This is a genomic window from Stenotrophomonas sp. a6, from assembly GCF_030913325.1.
GTDB lineage: Bacteria > Pseudomonadota > Gammaproteobacteria > Xanthomonadales > Xanthomonadaceae > Stenotrophomonas > Stenotrophomonas maltophilia.
The window spans coordinates 1,515,419-1,538,217 of the sequence record NZ_CP133161.1 but is presented as its reverse complement, the minus strand read 5'-3'; the positions used below and the strand labels follow the sequence as shown (position 1 = coordinate 1,538,217).

Genomic DNA, 22,799 nt, shown 5'->3' with positions numbered 1-22,799 from the left:
AGGGGGGCCGGCGGTGCCGGCGACGGGTGCCAGCCTACCCCCCGGCGGCGGATTTTTCTATTCCGGATGCTCAGACGTTCAGCAGCAGGAACTCGCGCTCCCACGAGCTGATGACACGGAAAAAGGTCTCGTATTCCTTGCGCTTCACCGAGATGTAGGCCCGGCAGAAGCGCTCGCCCAGCAGGGCCTGCAGTTCGCGGCACTGCTCCAGCCCATCCAGCGCTTCGCCCAGCGAGCGCGGCAGGTTGTAGCCCAGCTCCTTGGCGCTGCCGGTCACCGGCGCATCCGGTGCCAACCGCTCGCGGATGCCCAGCAGGCCGCAGGCCAGGGTCGCCGCCATCGCCAGGTAGGGGTTGGCGTCGGAACCGGCGAAGCGGCTCTCCACGCGCATGTTTTCCGGCGTGTCCAGCGGCACGCGCAGGCCACAGGTGCGGTTGTCGAAGCCCCAGTGCACGTTGCTCGGCGAGACTTCGCCGAACACCAGCCGGCGGTAGGAATTCACGTTCGGCGCGAAGAACGCCATCGCCTGCGGCGCGTACTTCTGCAGGCCGCCCAGATAGTGGCCGAACACCGGGCTGAACTCGCCTTCGGCATCGGTGTCGCCAGCGAACACATTGCTGCCGTCGCTCACCCGCACCAGGCTCTGGTGGATGTGCATGGCACTGCCCGGCTCGTTCTCCATCGGCTTGGCCAGGAAGGTGGCATACACGCCGTGGCGCATCGCCGCCTCGCGCATGGTGCGCTTGAACAGGAACACCTGGTCGGCCAGGTCCATCGCATCGGCATGGGTGAAGTTGACCTCCAGCTGCGCCGCACCGGATTCGTGGATCAGCGTGTCCACATCCAGCTTCATCGCATCGGCGTAGTCGTACATCAGGTCGAGGATCGGGTCGAATTCGTTGACCGCATCGATCGAGTACGACTGCCGCGCAGTTTCCGGGCGCCCGGAGCGGCCGGCCGGTGGCAGCAGCGGGAAGTCCGGGTCGGTGTTCTTCTGCACCAGGAAGAACTCAAGCTCCGGCGCCACCACCGGGCGCAGGCCCAGCTCGGCGTAGGCCGCCAGCACGCGGCGCAGTACGTTGCGTGGCGCCAGCTCGTGCGGCTCACCGTTCTTGGTGTAACAGTCGTGGATGACCTGCGCGGTGGCGTCGGCCGCCCACGGCACCATGCGCACCGTGTCCGGATCGGGACGCAGCATCATGTCCGAGTCCGACGGCGAGGTCAGCTCGTAGTAGTCATCAGGGAACTCGCCGGTGACGGTGGTGGCGAAAATGCCTTCGGGCAGCCGCGTACCGTAATCATGCGAGAACTTGTCGGCGGGAATGATCTTGCCGCGCGCGTTGCCGGTGATGTCCGGGACCAGGCATTCGACCTCGGTGATGCGCCGCTCCTTCAGCCAGCGCAGCAGGCTGCTTTCCTGCGGTGCGGGGGGCGTAGCCGTCTTGCGCGGGCGCGTTCGGGAACTCATCGGGAATCCAGTCGGTTCTGTTGGTGCTGCCGGCAAGCTTGGCCGAACGCACGGAAAATAGCGTGATAGAACGGCGAGTCCATGACACGCCACTCCGGGTGCCACTGTACGCCGAGCACGAAACGATGGTGTGGGCTGCGCGCTGCCTCGACCAGTCCATCATCGGCCCTGGCCTCGACCTGCAGCCCGTGTGCCAGTCGGTCGATGCCCTGCCCGTGAACCGAATTGACCTGTGCGCGGTCACCGCCTTGCCACTGCGCCAGCCAGCCATCCGCCGCCAGGGCGACCGCATGGGCCGGCCCGTACTGCACATCAACCGGCGCCTTCGGGTCTTCACGATGATCCGAAAGACCGGGCGCCGCGTGCACCTGCGGATGCAACGTGCCACCCAGCGCAACGTTCAGCTCCTGCAGGCCGCGGCAGATCGCCAGCACCGGCAGGTCCAGCGCCAGCGCCTCGTGCAGCAGCGCGAACGCGTTGGCGTCACGGGCCGGGTCATGCGGATTGCCCGGCCAGCTGCGACCGCCGTCGTAATGCTGCGGTTCGATGTTGCTGACCGCACCGGTCAACAGCAGGCCATCGAGCCCCTGCAGCCAGTCGCCGGCCGGCAGCGGCGGCTGCACGCTCGGCAACAGTACCGGGGTCACCTCGGCGGCCTCGACCAGCGCGCGCACGTACTTCTCGCCGGCCACCGCGAAACGGTGATGGCCGAGCACGGTGCTGTCGGTGGGCAGGCCCACCCAGGGCAGGCGGCGCATGGGAAAACTCCTTGGCGTGCCGACACGTTACCCGCCGTCCGGCGAAGGCGGCAAGTCGTCGCCGTCACACCATGGCTGTCACGCATCGGCGAAACTACTCGGGTGAATGCTGATCGTCCTCCCCCGCTCTCCTCTCCCGCACTGCGCCCGCGAGGCCTGCGGTGAGTGCCGCGTTCCCGCCCAGCTGGTATGCCGCCAGCCTGCCCGAACCACCCGCGCTGCCCCCGCTGCAGGGCGAGGTTCAGGCCGATGTGGCAGTGCTTGGTGCGGGCTACACCGGCCTGACCGCGGCCCTGGAACTGGCCTCGCGTGGCCAGCGCGTGGTGGTACTGGAGGCGCAGCGGATCGGTTGGGGCGCGTCCGGCCGCAATGGTGGCCAGGCGCTGGTCGGCTACGGCTGCGAGGTGGACGAACTGGAGCGTCAGCTGGGTCGTGATGATGCACGCCACCTGTTCGACTGGTCGCGCGACGCGGTGCAGGCGATGCGCACGCGCATCGATCGCCACCGCATCGACTGCCATTGGGTTGAAGGCCACGCCAGCGTGGCCATCCGTGAACGCCACGAGCGTGACCTGCACGCCAACTGCGAGCACCTGCAACGCCACTACGACTACCCCATGCAGTGGTGGAGCCGTGACGCTCTGCGCGCGCAGCTGGACAGCCCGCGCTACCGCGCCGCGATGTTCGACCCGCTCAGCGCACACCTGCACCCGCTGGCGTATGCACGCGGTCTGGCCGATGCAGCGCGCGCGGCAGGTGTGGTCATCCACGAGGATTCGCCCGTCGTGCGCATCCAGCGCGGGCCACGGCCGAGCCTGCACACTGCCCAGGGCAGCGTGTGCGCCACGCATCTGGTGGTGGCCGGCAATGCCTGGCTGCAGGGCCTGCTGCCCGAGCTGGAACGGCGGATCATGCCGGTGGGCACCTATATCGGTGCCAGTGAGCCACTGGGCGCCGAACGTGCCCGCGCCCTGATCGGCAACAACATGGCCGTGGCCGACACCGCCTGGGCACTGGACTACTTCCGCCTCAGCCACGACCATCGCCTGCTGTTCGGCGGCCGCGCCAGCTACTCGGCACTGCCCCCGCCCGGCCTGCGCGGGGTGATGCAGCGACGCATGCACGACGTCTTCCCGCAGCTGGCCGACGTGGTGCTGGACCAGGTCTGGGGTGGCTACGTGGACATCACCCGCAACCGCGCCCCGCACTGGGGCCGGCTGGACGGCAACCTGTACTTCGCGCAGGGATTCTCCGGCCATGGGGTGGCCGCCGCCGGACTGGCCGGCGAGGTGATCGCCGCCGCCATCGCCGGCCAGAGCGAGCGTCTGGACGTGTTCCAGCGCCTGCGGCATGCGCCCTTCCCCGGCGGCCGGCTGCTGCGCACGCCCCTGCTGGTGGCGGCGATGTCGTGGTACAAGCTGCGGGATGCGTTGTGGTAGCGGGGCCCTTCCCAGCCACATAATCGGCGCAGGAGCTGGGGAGCACGTGGATGCAGTGGTGGAAGGACGGCCTGCTGGTGAGGATACGGGTCAGCCCCGAAGGGCTGGCGCTGGCGCTGCTCTATGCCCTCGCCTGCTGGGGTGCGCGCAAGCTGTCACTGGACCAGTTCTTCCTGCCTGCCGGCGTGCGGGTGGCCGCGCTGTTGCTGTGTCCGCCCCGTCTTTGGCCCTACCTGCTGATGGGTGAATACGCCTACTTCGCGCATCTGCGCATCCCCCTGATCAGCAAATACAACCTGACCTGGGTAATTCTGGCCTCGGTGTTCCTGATGCCTGCCGTGATGCTGATCGTGCGCCTGCACCGGAAACTGCTGGCACGCACCACGATCGTCGGCGTGATCTCCATTGCGGTATGCGCCGCGACGGTCATCAGTCTGCTCAACCTGGGAATCTCGTACCTGCTCTGGGAGCCGTTGCAGAACGCGTCATTCATCACCAACGTATTGCGCTATGCGCTGGGCGACTTCACCGGCATCCTGATCCTGGCACCCCTGGCATTGCTGTGGATCCGCCGCGCCGAGGAAAAATGGACAACCGGGTCTGTCGCGGCCACGGTCGCAGCACTCGGCGCCATGCTGGTCATTGGCCTGCAGGCGACGCCGGTACCGGCCTCGATCACGGCCCCCGGCTCGCTGCAGCTGCTGTTGATCCTGCCTATTCCCGCGATCGCCCTGACCTGCCTGCTGGGATGGCGCGGTGCGGCCATCGGTGTCGCCGCCGTTAACATGATTCTTGGCCTCAGCACCCCCGCCGACCATCCGACCGCATTCGACCCGGCTACCTTCGCTACCCAGCAGGCCATGGCCATCGCCAGCATCGCCCTGCTGTTGCTGGGTGCGCGCATCACCCACTTCCAGAACCAGCACCGGCTGCGCGAGGAAGATGGCAGAGCGGCCCTGCAGCTTGCGCGGAACTCACACCTGGCCAGCGAGATGGACCTGCGTGAGCGCGCGGCCCATCTGCGCCAGCTGGGCGATGGCATGGACCTGTCGCTGAACGAAATGGTGAACTGGCTGCATGCGCAGGGTCATCACGCCGTGGCCGACAGCCTGCGGCATACCTCGGAGGTGCATTCGCGCCTGTTCCGGGCCCAGGCCAGCATGATCTATCCCGCCGCCCTGGAACAGCTGGGCCTGTACGTGGCGTTGCAGGCTGGCGGGGTGCGCGAGGCATGGAATGCTACGCATCGCATCGGCCAGCCGAGGTTGAAGGGTGACCCCTGCGCACTCGGGGTCGGCCTGCAGCTTGCTGCCTATCGACTCGTGGTCGATGCGGTCTCGCTTCTATTGAAGTGCGAGTGTGGACAGATCTCGGTCAGTATCCGCTGCGGAAGCTCCACCCGGAAGCGTGGTGCCTTCATCTGCGTGGCTCTTCTGGACCGCCACGCATCACTGGGAAGCCGTGCAAAGGCGCTGGCAAACGAGCAGCTGCTGGGCCGAGTGCTCGCACACGCTGGCCACATGGACCTGAGTGGCAACAGGCTCAGGATGGTGTTGACCGAAGCACGGGACGCTCCCCGCCAGGCAGGCGCTGCTGAAGCCTTGAGGGAAAGCACACGCTCCATGGACGCTGGCGCCCCCCGGGCCGCGATCTGACTATCCCGGTGAAAGGAGCTGCAGATCATTGCGCGAAAGTGATCTTTGGTCGGCGCCGAACCCACCCCGTCAGGATCTGGCGCCGGCGTGCAATTGCGCCCCCCTGCTTCCATCGATACTGTCATCCAATGGCGCGTCATGGCGCGTTCAAGCAACCCGCACGGCCGCTGCCATGTCACGAGCAAGGGAGGCTCGGGTTTGGACCGATTCAAGAAGGCAGTTGAACTGAGCTTCCGTATCCGGCCAGCCGGCATCGCACTCGCGGCCGTCTATGCGCTGAGCTGCCTCGGCTCGCGTCAGTTTTCGCTGGATCAGTTCTTCCTGCCGGCGGGCATCCGCGCAGCGGCACTGCTGATCGTCCCGACCCGCCTGTGGCCCTACCTGCTGCTGGGCGAGTACGCGTACTTTGCAACGCTGCGCATCCCCATGATCGACACCTACGGCCTGGATTGGGTCATCCTGGCTTCGACGCTGCTGATGCCGATGGCGATGCTGGTGGTCTACCTGCATCGGATGAGAATACCGTCCGAAGCAGCCACCGGTCTGTGGCTGCTGTCGCTGTCGTTCTGCACAGCGTTGTTCGTGCCGGGTCTCAACCTGGGCATTTCATATGTCCTATGGTCCAACCCACCGCCCAGCAACCTGCTGGACGCGGTCGACCGGACGATCTTTGGCCACTTCGCCGCCATCATCACCCTGGTACCGTTGGCATTCCTCTGGTCGCGGCGGCAGGCCGACCCCGGTTGGACAGACCGTTTCGTCGCCCCTACCGCCTCGGCGATCCTGGTGATGCTGGTGCTGGGCCTGTGCATGCAATTGACACGCGCCGACGCCCACACGACGCGGACACACATGGTGCTGCTGGCCGCCCTTCCCGCCATCGCCCTGACCTTCATGCACGGGTGGCGCGGCGCAGCCATCGCGATTCCGTTGTTGAACCTCCCCCTGCACGGCGCAACGCCCAGCACTGGCCTGCCTTCCTCGTTCGACCTGGGCACGTTCGCCACCCAACAGAACATGGCGGTGATGAGTGTCGCACTGCTGGCACTCGGTTCCAGCATCAGCTATCACCATCAGCGCGCCCGGTCCCGCGGCCTGGCCGAGGCAACCACGCTGCGCCTGGCACGCGGCTCACTTCAGACCAGCGAGCGTGAGCTGCGTGAACGGGCCGTCCACCTGAAGCACCTGGGCGAGGGCATGGACAATTCGCTCAGCGAGATGGTCAGCTGGCTGAAGTCCCAAGGCCACCATGCGGTCGCAAACAGCCTGCAGCACGCGTCGTCGGTACATTCACGGCTGTTTCGCGAACAGGCCAGCCTGGTCTATCCCACCGGACTGGAGCAGGTCGGGCTCTACATCGCGCTGCAAGCCGGCGGTGCATGCGAAATCTGGAACAACACGCATCGCGTCATTCCACCCAGGCTGGCGGGCAATCCCTGCCTGCTGACCGTGGATCTGCAACTGGCCATCTATCGCTCGCTGATCGAGGCGGTTTCACTTCTGCTGGAACTGGAAACCGGGCAGGTCTGCGTGCGCGCCCGAAGCGGTCGGGCAGGCAAGCATCGCGGCATTGTTGCCGTGGTGAGCCTGCTCGACCGTGGTTGCCCGCTTTCCACGCGTACCACCCAACAGGCCGTCGAGCGCCTGGCCGGACGGATGCTTGCCTACGGCGGAACGGTCCACTGCCGCGGCAATCGGCTGCGGCTGGTCCTGCATGAACCGATCACCCACGCGTCGCCAGCGGCGGCCTGACGCGGAATCTGGCCCGGCGCGCAACGTTCGCCGCTAAAGTTACACCCGAAACCGCCGTTATCCGTGCCGAGCCCCTCCCTCGTGAGCCACCGCATCATGCCCGTCCTGCCGCAGGCCGCCGTCGATGGCGACCTGGCCGATCCGCTGCCGCAGCGGATCCTGCTGGTCGAAAACTCCCGCGCCTTCACCGGCATGCTGCGCGAGGCCATCGAGCAGCGCCTGGAACTGCCGGTGGTGATCGCCTCCACCCTGGCCGAGGCCGACCGCCTGCTGAGCGAAGGTGGCGGCTGGTTCCTGGTACTGACCGGGCTGGTCCTGGCCGATGGCGACCGCGACGCGGTGGTCGAGTTCTTCCTCAAGCGCGACCTGCCCACCGTGGTGGTCAGCGGCGTGTACGACGAGGACCTGCGCAAGCGCGTGCTGCAGCAGCAGATCATCGACTACGTGCTGAAGAACACTCCCGGCAGCATCGATTACCTGGTGTGGCTGGTGCAGCGGCTGGAGCGCAACCGGCGCATCGCCGCGCTGGTGGTGGACGACTCACCGTCCGCGCGCGGTTATGCCGCAGCCTTGCTGCGCATGTACGGCCATGAGGTGCACGAAGCGGCCGATGGCAACGAAGGCCTGGCCGCGATCGAGGCGCATCCGGCGATCCGCCTGGCCGTGGTCGACCAGGAAATGCCGGGCATGCAGGGCGTGGAGTTCACCCGCCGCCTGCGCACCCTGCGCTCGCGCGACAAGGTGGCGGTGATCGGCATCTCCGGCAATACCGATGCATCGTTGATTCCGCGCTTCCTGAAGAACGGCGCCAACGATTTCCTGCGCAAGCCGTTCTCGCGCGAGGAATTCTTCTGCCGGGTCTCGCAGAATGTGGACCAGCTGGAGCTGATCGGCACCCTGCAGGACCTGGCCACCCGCGATTTCCTCACCGGCCTGCCCAACCGCCGCTGCTTCCTGGAGCAGAGCCAGCGCCAGCTGCCGCAGCTGCAGCTGCACGGCCAGTGCGTGGCGGTAGCGATGATCGACATCGACCACTTCAAGCACATCAATGACACCCATGGCCACGAAGCCGGCGACGATGCGCTGCGCGCGGTGGCCGGCGCGGTGGCCACGCATGCACGCAGCCACGACCTGATCGCGCGCTTCGGCGGCGAGGAATTCTGCCTGCTGGTGCCGGACATGGAGCAGGACGAGGCGCTGCTGTACTTCGAGGAGCTGCGCCAGCGCATCGCCGCGCTGGAGGTGGACATCGGCACCGCCACGCTGCGCATGACGGTCAGCATCGGGCTGTGCTGCCTGCGCCCGCAGCGCGATGCACTGCACCGGCTGATCTCCGAAGCCGACCGCCAGCTGTACCTGGCCAAGGCCGGTGGCCGCAACCGGGTCAGCTGCACCACGGTCGCCAGCCCGCTGCGCCCACGCGAGCCGGCGCTGCCCTGACCGGTACGCTTTGATCCAGATCAACGCCGCCCGCGCAGGGCGGCTCTACAGTCGGCCCCGACATACGCATGAAGGGGAGCCGGGGATGGCACTACTGGTCTGGCAGGACGATCTGAACATCGGCATCGATGTGATCGACCAACAACACCGCCGCATCATCGAAATGCTCAACCACCTGCACGTGGCCCAGGCCAGCATGCAGCGTGCCGCAGTGGGTGAAGTGATCGACGAGGTGGTGGACTACACCATGTCGCACTTCGCGTTCGAGGAAGAGCTGATGGAGGAAGCGGGCTACCCGTTCTGTGCCGCGCATAAACGCGTGCATGAGGTCTTCATCAAGCGTGTCTCGGAGTACCGCATGCGCTTCCAGGCCGGCGAGGACATCAGTGACGAGCTGCGCACCATGCTCTCGCGCTGGCTGTTCAACCACATCCGCGGCGACGACCAGGCCTATGCCGAACAGGTCAAGGCGCACCTGAACCAGTTCGCCCGCGAACACCAGGGCGGCGGCTGGCTGGGTCGCACGCTCAAGCGCTTCTTTGGTTGAGCCGCAGCGCGCGCCGGTGCAGTGCCACCAGCGCGCACAGGGTCGCCACCGCAGTCAGGCACAGGTAGTAGCCGACCGCGACCAGGCCGAAGCGTTCGGCCAGCCAGGTGGCCAGGTACGGCGCCGGTGCCGCACCGAGGATGCCGGCCAGATTGAAGGACAGCGAGGCACCTGTGTAGCGCACCTCCACCGGGTAGATCTCGGCCAGGAAGGTACCGCAGGGGCCGTAGGTCAGCCCCATCAGGAACAGGCCTAGGCACAGGAAGGCGGTGACCAGCCACGGGCTGTGCGGCTGGAACAACGGTGCGAACAGTACGCCGAAGCCGACGATCAGTACGCTGGCAACAATCATCGTGCGCCGCGTGCCCCAACGGTCGCCATAGCGCGCCGACAGCGGGATGCCCAGCGCGAAGAACAGCATGCCGGCCATCTGCATCAGCAGGAACTGCTCGCGGCTGTAGCCCAGCACCGCGGTGCCATGGCCGAGACTGAACACCGTCATCAGGTAGAACAGCACGAAGGTGGCGAACGCACCCAGCGTGCCGAGCAGCATCGGTACCGGGTGGTCACGCAGTACCGTCCACATCGGCAACCGCACCGGCGCCTTGCGCTCCAGCGCCTTCTTGAAGTCCGGCGTCTCGTGGATGTTCAGGCGCACCCACAGGCCGAGGCCGACCAGCAGCGCGCTGGCCACGAACGGAATGCGCCAGCCCCACTGCAGGAAGTCGTTCTGGCTCAGGCAGCGGCCGAGCACGAGGAAGATGCCGGCCGACAGCAGGAAGCCGAGCGGTGCGCCCAGCTGCGGGAACATGCCGTACCAGGCGCGCTTGCCCGGCGGCGCATTCTCGGTGGCCAGCAGCACCGCCCCACCCCACTCGCCGCCCAGCCCCAGGCCCTGGCCGAAACGGCACAGCGCCAGCAGCGCCGGCGCCCACAGCCCGATCTGCGCATGGGTCGGCAGCAGGCCGATCAGCACCGTGGACAGGCCCATGGTCAGCAGCGCGGCGACCAGGGTGGCCTTGCGGCCGATGCGGTCGCCGAAATGGCCGAACACCGCCGAGCCGACCGGACGCGCGATGAACGCCACCGCGAAGGTCGCCAGTGACTGCAGCAGGGCCGCCTGCTCACTGCTGTCCGGAAAGAACAGGTGCGGGAACACCAGCACGGCGGCCGTGGCGTAGATATAGAAATCGAAGAATTCGATGGTGGTGCCGATCAGGCTGGCCAGCAGGACACGAAGGGGGGAATTCACGGGCGGCGCGGCAGCAGTGATCGTCGACATCGGCAACACGGGTAACGGCGGATCGCCCGATTCTGCCACGGGCCGATGGCCGCACGGGACGATGGTTTCAGCCGACACCGATGCCAACGGAATTTTTCCGGCCGCCGGCTAGGCTGCCACCGGTCCCTGCATGGATGCCTTGCCCATGGCTGCAGTTGCGTTGTCATGCTCCGATTCGCCGAAGCTGCCGCGCATGGCGGCATGGCTGGTGGTACTGCTGGTGCATGGCGGGCTCGCTCTGTGGCTGCTGGACAGCGGCCGGATCGAACTGCGTAGCGGTGAGGGCCCGCGGATCTCGCTGCATTGGCTGCCACCGGAACCGCCGGCGCCGGTACCTCAACAGCCCGCCTTGCCCTCCGCAAAGATGACGCGTCCGGCCGCATCGATGATGCCCCGCCCTGCCCCGGTTGCACAGGCAGAGAGCGCCCTGCCTGCCCCGGGGAACGTGGCTGCAGTGGCGCCACTGATCCTGAGCCTGCCTGCGGGCAGCATCGACGGTGGTGACGGCATCAGCGCAGCTGGCTTGGCGCCGCGCCTGATCGGTCGGCGCGAGGTCCATCCTGCGTTCGGGCCTCGCCGCAATTACTTCCGGATCCGTCGGCAGATGAGCCCCGAGCAGATCGTGCATGGCGTGGCGCAACTGCTGGGGCTTTGGCCGCCGGGATACATCGTCGACCCGTGCGAACTGGGCCGGCAGGACATGGATTACTTCCAGAATGCCGTCGAAGAAGCCGATCGCGACATGCTGCGTGCGGCAGTGCTGCAGGTGAGTGCCCGCTGCCGGTAGCTCGACGGCTGTCTGCCTTCTGTAGAGTCGAGCAAGGCTCGACTGCTCTTCGCGAGAAGCAGTCGAGCAGGGCTCGACGCTACAAAGAACGAACAGCGGTCAAGCAGCCACGTCGTTACAGCTGGATCCAGGTGGCCTTGATCTCGCTGTACTTGTCGAACGCATGCAGTGACTTGTCGCGCCCATTGCCGGACTGCTTGTAGCCACCGAACGGTGCGGTCATGTCGCCACCATCCCAGCCGTTCACCCACACGCTGCCGGCGCGCAGCTGGCGTGCGACGCGATGGGCGCGGCCGAGGTCGCGTGTCCACAGGCCCGCCGCCAACCCATAGCGGCTGTCATTGGCCACGCGCACTGCCTCCGCTTCATCCTCGAAACCAAGCACCGCCAGCACCGGGCCGAACACCTCCTCGCGTGCCAACGCGTGGTCCGGACGCACCTGGTCGAACACCGTGGGCTGCACATAGCAGCCGCCGGCCTCCACCTCGGCCCGATGGCCGCCGAGCAGCAGGCGGGCGCCCTCGCCTTCGGCCCGTGCGATATCGGCCAGCACCTTGTCCACGTGCGCGGCATCGACCAACGCGCCCATCGGTGCATCGGCCTCCAGTGGATGCTGCGGCTGCATATGCTGGCCGTAGGCAATCACCTGGTGCACGAAGTCCTCACGGATCGAGCGCTGCACCAGCAGCCGCGAGCCGGCGGTGCAGACTTCGCCCTGGTTGAAGAAGATGCCCTGCGCCACGGCCTTGGCTGCTACGTCCAGGTCCGGTGCGTCGGCGAACACCAGGTGCGGGCTTTTGCCACCGCATTCCAGCCAGACCCGCTTGAGGTTGGACCGTCCCGCATGCTCCAGCAGCTTCGCGCCGGTGGCGGTGGAACCGGTGAAGGCCAGCACGTCCACATCCATGTGCAGCGCCAACGGTTCACCGACGCGCGTACCGTGGCCTGGCAGTACGTTCAGCACGCCGTCCGGCAGGCCCGCCTCAGCGGCCAGCGCGGCCAATCGCAACGCACTCAAGGGCGACCGCTCGGAAGGCTTGAGCACCACCGAATTGCCCATGGCCAGCGCAGGCGCGATCTTCCAGCAGGCCATCAGCAACGGAAAGTTCCATGGCACGATCGCTGCGACCACGCCGGCTGGCTCGCGCGTGACCAGGCCCAGCTCGTGTGGGCCAGTCGGCGCGACTTCGCCGTACAGCTTGTCCACCGCTTCGGCGGTCCAGCGCAGGCAGCGCACCACGCCGGGCAGGTCGATACGGCGTGCGTCGCGCACCGGCTTGCCCATGTCCAGGGTTTCCAGCAGGGCCAACTCATCAGCATGCTTTTCCACCAATGCCGCCAAGGCCAGTAACACCCGCTTGCGATGGGCCGGGCTGGCCTCTGACCAGTGGCCCGCATCGAAGGCACGCCGCGCCGACCGAACTGCGCGCTCTACGTCCTCTGCATCGCAGTTGGCGACTACCCCCAGCACGCGCCCATCAATCGGGCTGATGCAGTCGAAGCGCGCGCCGCTGGCAGCGTCGGTGTAACGACCATCAATGAAGGCCTGTGCGGGTATCGAAAGCTGCTGGGCCAGCACCTGCCAGTGGCTGCGGTCGGGAAAGTCGGCCATGTCGGGCTCCTCGGAACAGTTTCCCCGGTTATACCGGCGCGGCCGCGACTCCGCCGTGACGTGGCTGCGCTACATTTCCCCCATCGGACCCGATGGAGCTGGCATGAAGCGTTCCGCGAGCGACCTGCACGATCTGGCTACCCAACGCCCGGAGTCATTGGAGGCGTACTGGATGCCGTTCACCGCCAACCGCCAGTTCAAGGCCGCGCCGCGTTTGCTGGTGCGTGCCGAGGGCATGCACTACGAGGATGTCGACGGCCGCCAGATCCTCGATGGCACCGCCGGCCTCTGGTGCTGCAACGCGGGCCATGCCCGCCCACGCATCGTCGAGGCCATCGTCGAGCAGGCACGCACGCTCGACTACTCGCCGGCCTTCCAGATGGGCTCACCGCCGGCCTTCGCGCTGGCGCAGCGACTGGCCGCATTGGCGCCGACGCCACTGAACCATGTGTTCTTCACCAGCTCCGGCTCGGAGGCGGTGGATACCGCGATGAAGATCGTGCTGGCCTACCACCGCCAGCGTGGCGAGGGCCAGCGCACGCGTTTCATCAGCCGCGAGAAGGCCTACCACGGCGTGGGCTTCGGCGGCATGGCGCTGGGCGGCTTGCCCAACAACCGCAGGGCGTTCGGTCTGCAGCTGGGCGGCGTGGACTACCTGCGCCACACCCTGGACCTGCAGCGCAATGCGTTCAGCAAAGGCCTGCCGCGCCAGGGCGCCGAGCTGGCCGATGACCTGGAACGACTGATCGCACTGCATGACGCCTCAACCATCGCGGCGGTCTTCGTCGAACCCATTGCCGGTTCCGCCGGGGTGATTCTGCCGGCGCCGGGCTACCTGCAGCGCCTGCGCGAGCTGTGCGACCACCACGGCATCCTGCTGGTGTTCGATGAGGTCATCACCGGTTTCGGCAGGGTCGGCATGCCATTCGCCGCACAGCGCTTCGGGGTCACCCCCGACCTGCTGACCTTCGCCAAGGCGGTCAGCAACGGCGCAGTGCCGCTGGGCGGCGTGCTGGCCAGCGACGCGGTGCATGCAACCCTGATGCAGGCACCGCCACAGGCCATCGAGCTGTTCCATGGCTATACCTGTTCGGGGCATCCGCTGGCCTGCGCGGCCGCACTGGCCACGCTGGAGGTCTACACCGAGGAGCGCCTTTTCGAGCGCGCCATCGAGCTGGGCGAGTACTGGCAGGAACGGCTGCATGCGCTGCAGGGCCTCCCCAACGTGATCGACATCCGCAACTTCGGCCTGGTCGGCGCGGTCGAGCTGGCGCCTCGCCGCGATGCGCCGGGCAGCCGGGGCTACGAGGTCTACCGGCGCTGCTTCCACGACGGCGGGCTGCTGGTGCGCTGTACCGGTGACATCATCGCGCTGTCGCCCCCGCTGATCGTGGACAAGGCGCAGATCGACCAGATCACCGGCACGCTGGGCGAGATGATCCGGGCCACTGCCTGAGCCCTGGCCGGCGGCGGCGAGCGGGTACAATGGGCGGTTCCGCTCCTGCTCGCTGCCGTGCCCATGGATATCGTCGTCAAAGAAGAACTCAAGGCCTATATCGACCCGCTGACTGCGGACGAACATGACGCGCTGGAGCGCAGCATCCTGGCCGAGGGCTGTCGTGACGCGCTGGTCCTGTGGGGCAACGTACTGGTCGACGGCCACAACCGCTTCGGCATCTGCCAGAAGCATGGCCTGCCCTTCAACACCGTACAGAACACCCGCTTCCAGAGCATGGAAGACGTGCACCTGTGGATGATCGAGCAGCACCTGGGCCGTCGCAGCGTGTCCGACTTCCAGCGCGGCGTGCTGGCGCTGCGCAAGCGCGACATCCTGGCCGCCCGCAAGCAGATCGAGCAGGCGCAGCTGCAGCGCGAGAGCGATGGCACTGCCGACGTCACCGATGAGGCCGGTGAAGACAGCCCGCCGTGGGAACCGGCGCCGAAGATCAGCCGCGCCGAGCTGGCCCGCGAAGCCAAGCTGAGCACCAGCCAGGTTGGCATGATCGAGCGCATCCACGCCCAGGCCGCGGCCGAGGTGGTGGAAGCGGTCAAGGCCGGCGTGATCTCGATCAGCGCCGCCGCCGCCGTAGCTGACCTGCCGGAAGAAGAGCAGCGCGCCGCCGCCGCCGGTGGCAAGGACGAGCTGAAGCAGGCCGCCAAGCGCGTGCGCGAGTCCAAGCGCAAGCCGCGTGCGCCGAAGCCGGAAGCAGCCGAGATGGATTTCGAGGAGGCAAATGAGGACGAGATCGCCAGCCGCGATGCCGAGGTGCTGTCGGCGCTGGAGCAGCTGGGCGAGGACGCACCGGCGCTGCGCCGTCGGGTGGTCGCGCTGACCCGCGAGAACGACACCCTGCGCGCGCAACTGGCCGCGCTGCGCAAGCAACTGGAAGCGCTCTGAACCAAGGGGTAGTGCCGGCCGCTGGCCGGCAACGCCATGAACGTATCGGGTGCGTTGAGGATGCCGGCCAGCGGCCGGCACTACCAGATGCTCATGCCGTGCCGGTTAGACTTCCGGCATGACGTCTGCCAACGATCCGCGCCGCGCTCAGCTGCGGCGCCTGAAAGCCCTCGCGCTGGGCCTGCTGCTGTTGATGCTGGCCGGTTTCGCGGTCAGCCACTGGCAGGGCGAGCGCGGCATCTGGGCCTGGGTTTCGGCGTTCTGCGAGGCCGCAGCCGTGGGCGCACTGGCCGATTGGTTCGCCGTGGTCGCGCTGTTCCGGCGGCCGATGGGCCTGCCGATCCCGCACACCGCGATCATCCCGCGCAGCAAGGAGCGCATCGGCGACAGCCTTGCGCTGTTCGTGCGCGACCAGTTCCTGGAGCCGGGCGTGCTGCTGGCCAAGCTGCAGGTGTTCGATCCGGCCAGCCGCCTCGGCAGCTGGCTGGCCGACCCGGCACGCTCGCGCATGCTGGCCGACATGGCCCGCGGCTGGGCGCTGCAGGCACTGGATTTCTTCGACGAAACCGCCGTGCGCCGGCAGCTGCACGGCTTCGTTGTGCAGCAGTTGCGGCAGTGGAATGCCGCTGCCACTGCCGGTGAACTGCTGGCCCTGCTGACCGCCGATGGTCGCCACCAGCGCGTGCTGGACGAAGGCCTGCAGCGGCTGGGCCGCTGGCTCGAGCAGCCCGAGGTGAAAGAACGCGCCTCGCAGCTGATCGTGCGTTACATCCAGCGCGAATGGCCGACGCTGTCGAGCACGGTGAACTGGGTCAAGCCGATTGACGAGATCGGCGACAGCCTGGCCGAGCGCCTGGCCCGCGCGGTACTGGAAGAGCTGCAGCAGGTACTGGCCGAGCCGCAGCATCCGCTGCGCCAGGACTACGAGAGCTGGCTGCAGAATTACGTGCAGCGCCTGCGCGAGGACCCGGCCCTGGCCGAGCGCATCGAACAGCTCAAGCAGGAAATGATCGACCATCCGGCCCTGCAGGACTACGTGCAGGGGTTGTGGGCGCGCATCCACGCCAGCCTGCGCGCGGACCTGCAGCGCGAGGACTCGGCGCTGGTTGGCCACCTGCAGCGCAGCCTGGGTTCGCTCGGTGCCAGCCTGCAGGCCGACCCGGCGCTGCGCGAGGCCCTCAACCAGCACCTGCTGGAAGGCGCGCAACGCCTGACCGGCCGCCTGCGCGAAGGCGTGACCACGCATATCGCGCAGACCGTGAAGGGCTGGGACGAGCGCCATCTGGTGGAACAGCTGGAACTGAGCGTGGGCCGCGACCTGCAGTTCATCCGCTTCAACGGCACCCTGGTGGGTGGCCTGATCGGCCTGCTGCTGCATGCGGCGACAGTGGTGTTCAGGTTCTAGGCCTCAACGCGCCCCTCGGGTCATCACGCTTGATTCATAAAATGCGAATGCCTATCATTTACTGATCGGTTGTACGCTTAGCCAATCGGGTGCGGAGACGCACCCATCGCCCGTGTACATCCCCGACCTCTGAACTGCCCGTCTGCGCGGGCCGTGCTTTGTCGATGGGACACGCTGGGCGACATGCGCAGGGCGCAAGGGGGCCGCGGACGCGTTCCATCCCCTCTCCTACCTGCAGGAATGCCGTGGACCGCTCGCCCGCAACCGCCAGCCCCCGCACCTTCTTTTCCAACCCGCGCTGGGGCGTGCTGTCACGCTCGTTGGCCGCGATCTTCGGCGGTTACGCACTGGCCTCGATGACCAGCGTGTTCTGCGCCGTGGCCCTGCCCGGCGCACGTGGCCAGACCGTGCTGACCGGCATGCTGCTGGCCATCCTGGTCGCCGCCTGTGCGGCACTGTGGGCATTCGCCACCCGCAGCGCGCTGCGCGCCTGGGTCGGCATCCTCGCGCCCGCGCTGCTGATGGCCGCCATTGCGCGCCTGATGGGGGCCTGGGCATGAAGAACGGATTCCGCCAGTCGATGGCCTGGCTGCACACCTGGACCGGGCTGCTGGTTGGCTGGTTGCTGCTGCTGATCTTCATGGCTGGCACGGCCAGCTACTACCGCGAGGAAATCAGCCGCTGGATGCGTCCGGAACTGCCGTCCAGCAACGTCAGCATCGACGTCGCCGCACAGCGCGCGGTGGACTACCTGCAGGCCAACGCCGCGCAGGCCGAGAACTGGTTCGTCACCTTGCCGCAGCCGCGCAACCCGGCCATGCAGATGTTCTGGCGGTTGCCGCCGGAACTGGCCGATCCCAGCCGTGGCCGCCGCGGTGGCTTCGGCGACGCCACGCTGGACCCCAACACCGGCCAGGCATTGAAGGCGCGCGAGACCCGCGGCGGCGACTTCTTCTACCGCCTGCACTTCGACCTGCACTACATCCCGGTGCTGTGGGCACGCTATCTGGTCGGCTTCTGCGCGATGTTCATGCTGGTGGCGATCATCACCGGCGTCATCACCCACAAGAAAATCTTCAAGGACTTCTTCACCTTCCGCAAGGACAAGGGCCTGCGTTCCTGGCTTGATTTCCACAACGTCAGCGCGGTGATGGCCCTGCCCTACCACGCGATGATCACCTACACCGGCATTGTGACGTTGATGATCATGTACCTGCCGTGGGGCGTGAAGGTGGCCTACCCGCAGGACGAGGACCAGTTCTTCTTCGAGGCCTTCGGTGGCATGCCGGAGGTGACCGCACCGGCCGAAGGCCGCGCCGCGCCGCTGCCGATCGCACAGCTGTTGGACAGCGCACGTGCACACTGGCACGGCGTGGAAGTGGCCGGCTTCACCGTATCCAACCCGGGCGCGGCCAATGCGGTGATCGACATCCGCCAGCGTGACGGCAAGCGCCTGTCCACCGACACCCCGGCCGTGCGCTACGACATGGTCAGCGGTGCGCTGCTGGAAGAGACGCCACCGTCGGGCGGAGCTACCGCGACCCGTGGCGTGCTGTATGGCCTGCACCTGGCCCGCTTCGCCGACTGGGGCCTGCGTGCACTGTTCTTCCTGTCCGGCCTGGTCGGCTGCCTGATGGTGGCCAGCGGCGTGGTGCTGTGGGCGGTGAAGGAACGGCCCAGGCACGCCAAGAGTGGCCGCACCGGCTTCGGCCTGCGCCTGGTCGATGCGCTGAACATCGGCACCGTGGCCGGCCTGCCGATCGCCTTCGCCGCCTACTTCTGGGGCAACCGCCTGCTGCCGCTGGACATCGCCGAGCGCTCGAGTGCGGAGGCCAACGTGTTCTTCTACGCCTGGGCCGGCGCGCTGCTGGCCGCCTTCATCTGGCCGAAGCGGATGATGTGGGCGTGGCAGCTCTACCTGGGCGCGGCCGCGTTCGCACTGGTACCGGTGGTCAATGCGCTGACCACGCATGCGCACCTGGGCAACACCCTGCGCAACGGCGACTGGGTATTGGCTGGCTTCGATCTGTCGATGATCGCGTTCGGCGTGATGCTGGCGCTGTGCGGTTGGCGCATGCAGCGCTGGACGCCACCGCTGAGTGCGGCCGAGAAGAAGAAGCGTGCAGCCACTGCGGCTGCGCCGAAGGCATCGGTGAACACTGCAGAAGCGGCCGAAGCGGAGGCCAGCGCATGATGCTGCTGGCGCTGACCCTGTCGTTCTCTGCGTTTACTGCGCTGTCGCTGGCGATGGAAAAGCACCAGCACGATCTGCACGGCAAGGCTGCAGCCCCCCCGGCACGGCGCACGCAGTGGCGGGTACTGGGCTGGGCACTGCTGGCGGTAGCGTTCGCACTGTGCGTGGCCGACCACGGCTGGGCGATCGGCCCGGTGCTGTGGCTGGGAACGATGACACTGGGCGGTCTGGCGCTGTCGTTCGGGTTGTATCCGTACCAGCCGAAGTGGATCGTGCCACTGGCGATCGCGCTGCCCGTGGCCGGGCTGCTGGTGGCGTTGCTGTAACCGGGCTACCGGGGTCGGATCCCTTTCGCGAAGCGCAAGGGCTCTGACCCGTGGTACGTAGATCCGGATGGGGTCAGAGCCCCTGCGCTTCGCGCAGGGGATCCGACCCCGGGCGTCGCGTTACCCCAACCGCTTCAGCTCCCACGCGCGATGGATGCGCGCGTTGCGTTCGAAGTCCGGGCCGATGGTGCGCGCGGTGATCTCGCGGCACTGGGCAAATTCGGCAATGGCGTTTTCTTCCAGCTTGAAGCGGCGGAAGTTGTTCGAGAAGTACAGCACGCCCCCCGGGGCCAGCCGCGCCACCGCCGCACGCAGCAGCTTCAGCTGTTCGCGCTGCACGTCGAAGTCATCGGCGCGTGCGGAGTTGGAGAAGGTCGGCGGGTCACAGAAGATCACGTCGTACTGGCCACGGTCACCTTCCAGCCAGGCCATCGCATCGGCCTGCACCAGAAGGTGCTGGTTGCCGCCCTGCCCGTTCAACGCCAGGTTGTCGTAGCACCACTGCAGGTAAGTGGCCGACAGGTCGACGCTGGTGGTGCTGGCGGCACCAGCCACGGCGGCCTGCACGCTGGCCACGCCGGTGTAGCAGAACAGGTTGAGGAAACGCTTGCCACGCACCTGCTCGGCCATCATCCGGCGCAGCGGGCGATGGTCGAGGAACAGGCCGGTATCGAGGTAGTCGAACAGGTTCACCTGCAGCAGTGCGTTGTTCTCGCGCACTACGATGAACTCATCTCGCTGCTCGAAGCGGCCGTACTTGCTGCCGCCCTTGCCGCGCTCGCGCGACTTCATCGAGACCTGCTCCGGCGGCACGCCGAATACTTCGCGCGCGGCAGCCAGCAGTTCGTTGCGGCGGCGGCGCACGTCGTTCTCCGGAATCGCGGCCGGTGCGGCGTATTCCTGCACGTGCAGGAAGGTACGGCGCTTGCCACCGTCTTCCTCGTAGACGTCGATGGCGGCCGCGTATTCCGGCAGGTCGGCGTCATAGGCACGGAAGCAGGTGATGTGCTCGCGGGCGCGCCAGCTCTTGAACTTCTTCAGGTTCTTGCGCAGGCGGTTGGCCACCATCTGCGCACCTTCGCTCAGCTCGCGCGGTTGTGCCGGATCACGGCCCGGCACGGCAATCGGATCGCAGACGATCAGCGCGCATTCCAGCGCACCGTTGAACATTTGGTACTTCTTGCTGGCGCGCAGGCCGGTGGCGAAGGCCAGCTCGTCGTTGCCGCACAGCAGGCTGGCACGCCACTGCGGCACCGCCTTCTGCAGGGCGTTGCCCAGTGCGCGGTACAGCGCCGGATCGGCGGCCAGGCGCTCGTCGTACGGCGGGTTGCAGACCACCGCACCGATCTCCTGTTCGGGCGCGGCCAGGTCGGCAACGTCGGCACGGGTGAAACGGATCGCGTGGGCGACGCCCGCGACCTCGGCATTCTCGCGTGCCGCCTGGATCGCGGTCGGGTCGATGTCGCTGCCGTGGATGACCGGCTTCAGCGCGGCCAGGCCAGCGGCCTCGCGATCGCGCGCTTCGCTCTGGATAGTCTTCCAGGCCGCCTTGTCGAAGCCCAGCCAGCGGCTCGGCGGCAGGCTGCCATGGCGCATCAGTCCGGGAGCGACGTCGGCGGCCATCAGCGCGCCTTCGATCAGCAGCGTGCCACTGCCGCACATCGGGTCCAGCAGGCCGCCACCGGCGGCATGCAGGCGCGGCCACTGCGCGCGCAGCAGCAGCGCGGCGGCCAGGTTTTCCTTCAGCGGTGCCTCGTGGGCGGCGCCACGCCAGCCACGGCGATGCAGCGGGCCACCGCCGAGGTCGATCGACAGCGAGGCGCGGCCCTTGCGCAGCGACAGGTTGACGCGCACATCAGGCAGGTCGGTGTTGACCGAGGGACGCTCCAGGCCTTCATCGCGCATGCGATCGACGATGGCGTCCTTGATTCGCTGCGCGGCGAAGCGGGCATGGGTGATCTTGTCGCCGGACACGTGTGCGTCCACCGCCAGGGTCATCTCCGGCTTGATGTGCTCATGCCACGGCAGCGCACGCACGCCGTCGTACAGAGCCTGCTCGTCCGGGCAGTCGAACTCGTCGATCGGCCACAGCACGCGGCTGGCCAGGCGCGACCACATCACGATCCGCAGCGCCTGCTCCAGTTCGCCCTCGGCGTTGACGCCGGCAATGGTGGCAGTGGCCTTGCCAAGGCCCAGGGCCGACAGTTCATCGGCAAGCAGGTATTCCAGGCCCTTGGCGCAGGAGACGAAGAATTTCACGGGGTCGGTTCGCAGGTGGTCGGGCGCGGCACAGGGGCCGGGCCGGTCGGAAAGGAGGGCCGTAGGCACGGCCGGCAGGCCCGCGCCGGGGACGGCGGGGCTGCCATTGTAGTCAATGCGGGCGGGCGCGCCGTGCGCCCGGGCTTCACAGTTGCCGCAACAGGCGCTCGAAGGCCTGCGCGGAGGCCTCCACGTGGCGTTCCAGGCGGTGGCCGTCGTCGACCAGCAGCAGCTGCGCCGAACGCGCCTGCGCCCAGGCGATGACCCCGGCGGCCGGGACCACATCGTCATGCCAGGCCTGCACCACGGTGGTCGGCACGGCGGCGGCATCCAGCGCCGGCATTGGGCCCATGGTGGTGGGCGGCACCATCAGGAACAGGCCGGCCACCGGCACCTGCAACGAGGCGATGGCGGAGATGTAGGCGCCCAGGCTGGAGCCGGCCAGCACCACCGGCCCCTGCCGGGCGGCAAGGGCGGCGCGCTCGACCAGGCGGCGCAGGCGGGTCGGCACGTCGCCTACCCGGCTGACCTCGCTCATCGCATCCAGGTCGGTGTAGTCGGGGCGCTCGTGGGTCCAGCCCAGGCGCTGCGCCACCTCGGCCAGCGCGGTGACCTTGGTCGCCTCCGGGCCGCTCTCGAAACCGTGGGACAGGATGCAGTGGCCGCGGCTCATGCGCGCGCTCCGTGGGCGCGGGCCAACCAGGAAAGAGAAGGCAGGTTCATGCCGCAATGCTAGCATCGCCGGATGCCCAACCCGCTCCTGCCCGGCCTGCAGCTGCAGCCCCTGCCCTACGAAGACCGCCTGCCACTGCGCGACCCGGCCACGCTGGAGATGGTGGTGATCCACTGCACCGAGTTGCCCGACCTGGCGATGGCCCGCGAGTACGGCGAGCGTGTGCTGTACGACAGTGGTGCCGGCAACAGCGGGCATTTCTACATCGACCGCGATGGCAGCGTGGTGCAGTACGTGGCACCGGAACGGGTGGCCCACCACGTGCGCGGCATGAACGCGCATACGCTGGGTATCGAACTGGTCAATACCGGGCGCTACCCGCACTGGTTCGACAGCCGTCACCAGGCGATGGACGAGGCCTACACCGAGGCGCAGCTGGAAGCGCTGGAGCGGCTGCTGCTGGCGCTGGTGGCACGCTATCCGTCGCTGCAGCGGATTGCCGGGCATGACCAGCTGGATCGGGAGCAGGTGCCGGCCAGCGATGATCCGACGCTGATGGTGGCGCGCAAGCGTGATCCGGGGCCGTTGTTCCCGTGGGCGCGGGTGCTGGCGAAGGTGCCACTGCAGCCGGTTGGGTAAGCGGCAGGGCTGCGCCCTGCACCCGCAGAAGCAACGTCAACGTCAACGTCAACGTCAACGTCAAGAGCTGGCATTCCGGGGGATGGCGGAGTGGGTCCGGTTGCGGGGGACGCCGTAAACCCGTCCATGGGGGCTTGGCCGCGGCATCCATGCCGCGGACACCCC

General features: G+C 67.6%; 19 protein-coding genes. 13 read left to right on the top strand and 6 right to left on the bottom strand.

Going from position 1 to position 22,799, the window contains the following annotated elements:
• Positions 1–70 precede the first annotated feature (70 nt).
• Complete coding sequence (locus Q9Q79_RS07050) at positions 71–1,468, bottom strand: glutamine synthetase family protein (protein WP_062607541.1); 1,398 nt, start codon at positions 1,466–1,468, stop codon at positions 71–73.
• Positions 1,465–2,226 (bottom strand): gamma-glutamyl-gamma-aminobutyrate hydrolase family protein, encoded by a 762-nt coding sequence (locus Q9Q79_RS07045; RefSeq protein ID WP_062607540.1) that lies wholly within the window; start codon positions 2,224–2,226, stop codon positions 1,465–1,467. The genes Q9Q79_RS07050 and Q9Q79_RS07045 overlap by 4 nt, the downstream gene beginning before the upstream one ends.
• 161 nt (positions 2,227–2,387) lie before the next feature.
• Here Q9Q79_RS07045 and Q9Q79_RS07040 point away from each other — a divergent pair, with 161 nt between their 5' ends.
• From Q9Q79_RS07040 to Q9Q79_RS07020, 5 genes are all read left to right on the top strand, one after another.
• Positions 2,388–3,665 carry an FAD-binding oxidoreductase gene (locus tag Q9Q79_RS07040; protein ID WP_049460103.1) on the top strand — a complete coding sequence of 426 codons (1,278 nt, stop codon included), beginning with the start codon at positions 2,388–2,390 and terminating at the stop codon, positions 3,663–3,665.
• Between the two features lie 50 nt (positions 3,666–3,715).
• Complete coding sequence (locus tag Q9Q79_RS07035; RefSeq protein ID WP_062607538.1) at positions 3,716–5,320, top strand: MASE1 domain-containing protein; 1,605 nt, start codon at positions 3,716–3,718, stop codon at positions 5,318–5,320.
• A gap of 198 nt (positions 5,321–5,518) precedes the next feature.
• On the top strand, positions 5,519–7,072 hold the full coding sequence (locus Q9Q79_RS07030) for an MASE1 domain-containing protein (protein ID WP_044569757.1): 1,554 nt from the start codon (positions 5,519–5,521) through the stop codon (positions 7,070–7,072).
• A gap of 96 nt (positions 7,073–7,168) precedes the next feature.
• Positions 7,169–8,512 carry a diguanylate cyclase gene (locus tag Q9Q79_RS07025; RefSeq protein ID WP_005408813.1) on the top strand — a complete coding sequence of 448 codons (1,344 nt, stop codon included), beginning with the start codon at positions 7,169–7,171 and terminating at the stop codon, positions 8,510–8,512.
• An 85-nt stretch (positions 8,513–8,597) separates the two neighbouring features.
• A complete protein-coding gene (locus tag Q9Q79_RS07020) occupies positions 8,598–9,059 on the top strand; it encodes a bacteriohemerythrin (RefSeq protein WP_004151683.1) in 462 nt (153 codons plus the stop codon).
• On the opposite strand, the gene Q9Q79_RS07015 is transcribed toward Q9Q79_RS07020, so the two are convergent.
• Positions 9,040–10,332 (bottom strand): MFS transporter, encoded by a 1,293-nt coding sequence (locus tag Q9Q79_RS07015; protein WP_176394327.1) that lies wholly within the window; start codon positions 10,330–10,332, stop codon positions 9,040–9,042. The two genes, Q9Q79_RS07020 and Q9Q79_RS07015, sit on opposite strands and share 20 nt — an antisense overlap.
• 154 nt (positions 10,333–10,486) lie before the next feature.
• Between Q9Q79_RS07015 and Q9Q79_RS07010 the strand changes: the two genes are divergently transcribed.
• Positions 10,487–11,128 (top strand): hypothetical protein, encoded by a 642-nt coding sequence (locus Q9Q79_RS07010; RefSeq protein ID WP_044569750.1) that lies wholly within the window; start codon positions 10,487–10,489, stop codon positions 11,126–11,128.
• Between the two features lie 115 nt (positions 11,129–11,243).
• Here Q9Q79_RS07010 and Q9Q79_RS07005 read toward each other — a convergent pair whose 3' ends face one another.
• Positions 11,244–12,740: an aldehyde dehydrogenase gene (locus Q9Q79_RS07005; protein ID WP_201861730.1), complete on the bottom strand. Its 1,497-nt coding sequence runs from the start codon at positions 12,738–12,740 to the stop codon at positions 11,244–11,246.
• A gap of 103 nt (positions 12,741–12,843) precedes the next feature.
• On the opposite strand from Q9Q79_RS07005, the gene Q9Q79_RS07000 reads away from it, so the two are divergent.
• From Q9Q79_RS07000 to Q9Q79_RS06975, 6 genes are all read left to right on the top strand, one after another.
• Entirely contained in the window at positions 12,844–14,196 is a 1,353-nt protein-coding gene (locus Q9Q79_RS07000) for an aspartate aminotransferase family protein (RefSeq protein WP_201861728.1), read from the top strand.
• Between the two features lie 63 nt (positions 14,197–14,259).
• On the top strand, positions 14,260–15,138 hold the full coding sequence (locus Q9Q79_RS06995) for a hypothetical protein (RefSeq protein ID WP_043034392.1): 879 nt from the start codon (positions 14,260–14,262) through the stop codon (positions 15,136–15,138).
• 118 nt (positions 15,139–15,256) lie between these two features.
• A complete protein-coding gene (locus Q9Q79_RS06990) occupies positions 15,257–16,543 on the top strand; it encodes a DUF445 family protein (RefSeq protein WP_024958724.1) in 1,287 nt (428 codons plus the stop codon).
• 245 nt (positions 16,544–16,788) lie between these two features.
• Entirely contained in the window at positions 16,789–17,103 is a 315-nt protein-coding gene (locus tag Q9Q79_RS06985) for a DUF3649 domain-containing protein (protein ID WP_005412781.1), read from the top strand.
• Entirely contained in the window at positions 17,100–18,737 is a 1,638-nt protein-coding gene (locus Q9Q79_RS06980; protein WP_201861726.1) for a PepSY-associated TM helix domain-containing protein, read from the top strand. Before Q9Q79_RS06985 ends, Q9Q79_RS06980 begins: the two co-directional genes overlap by 4 nt.
• The gene (locus tag Q9Q79_RS06975; RefSeq protein WP_201861724.1) at positions 18,734–19,063 is read left to right on the top strand and encodes a DUF3325 domain-containing protein; all 330 of its coding nucleotides are present in this window, start codon (positions 18,734–18,736) and stop codon (positions 19,061–19,063) included. The genes Q9Q79_RS06980 and Q9Q79_RS06975 overlap by 4 nt, the downstream gene beginning before the upstream one ends.
• Positions 19,064–19,183: 120 nt before the next feature.
• Here Q9Q79_RS06975 and rlmKL read toward each other — a convergent pair whose 3' ends face one another.
• Together rlmKL and Q9Q79_RS06965 are read right to left on the bottom strand one after the other, a co-directional pair.
• The gene (gene rlmKL, locus Q9Q79_RS06970; protein ID WP_201861722.1) at positions 19,184–21,322 is read right to left on the bottom strand and encodes a bifunctional 23S rRNA (guanine(2069)-N(7))-methyltransferase RlmK/23S rRNA (guanine(2445)-N(2))-methyltransferase RlmL; all 2,139 of its coding nucleotides are present in this window, start codon (positions 21,320–21,322) and stop codon (positions 19,184–19,186) included.
• Between the two features lie 145 nt (positions 21,323–21,467).
• On the bottom strand, positions 21,468–21,995 hold the full coding sequence (locus Q9Q79_RS06965; protein ID WP_059033852.1) for an alpha/beta hydrolase: 528 nt from the start codon (positions 21,993–21,995) through the stop codon (positions 21,468–21,470).
• Between the two features lie 72 nt (positions 21,996–22,067).
• On the opposite strand from Q9Q79_RS06965, the gene Q9Q79_RS06960 reads away from it, so the two are divergent.
• Entirely contained in the window at positions 22,068–22,634 is a 567-nt protein-coding gene (locus Q9Q79_RS06960) for an N-acetylmuramoyl-L-alanine amidase (protein ID WP_012479642.1), read from the top strand.
• Positions 22,635–22,799 lie beyond the last annotated feature (165 nt).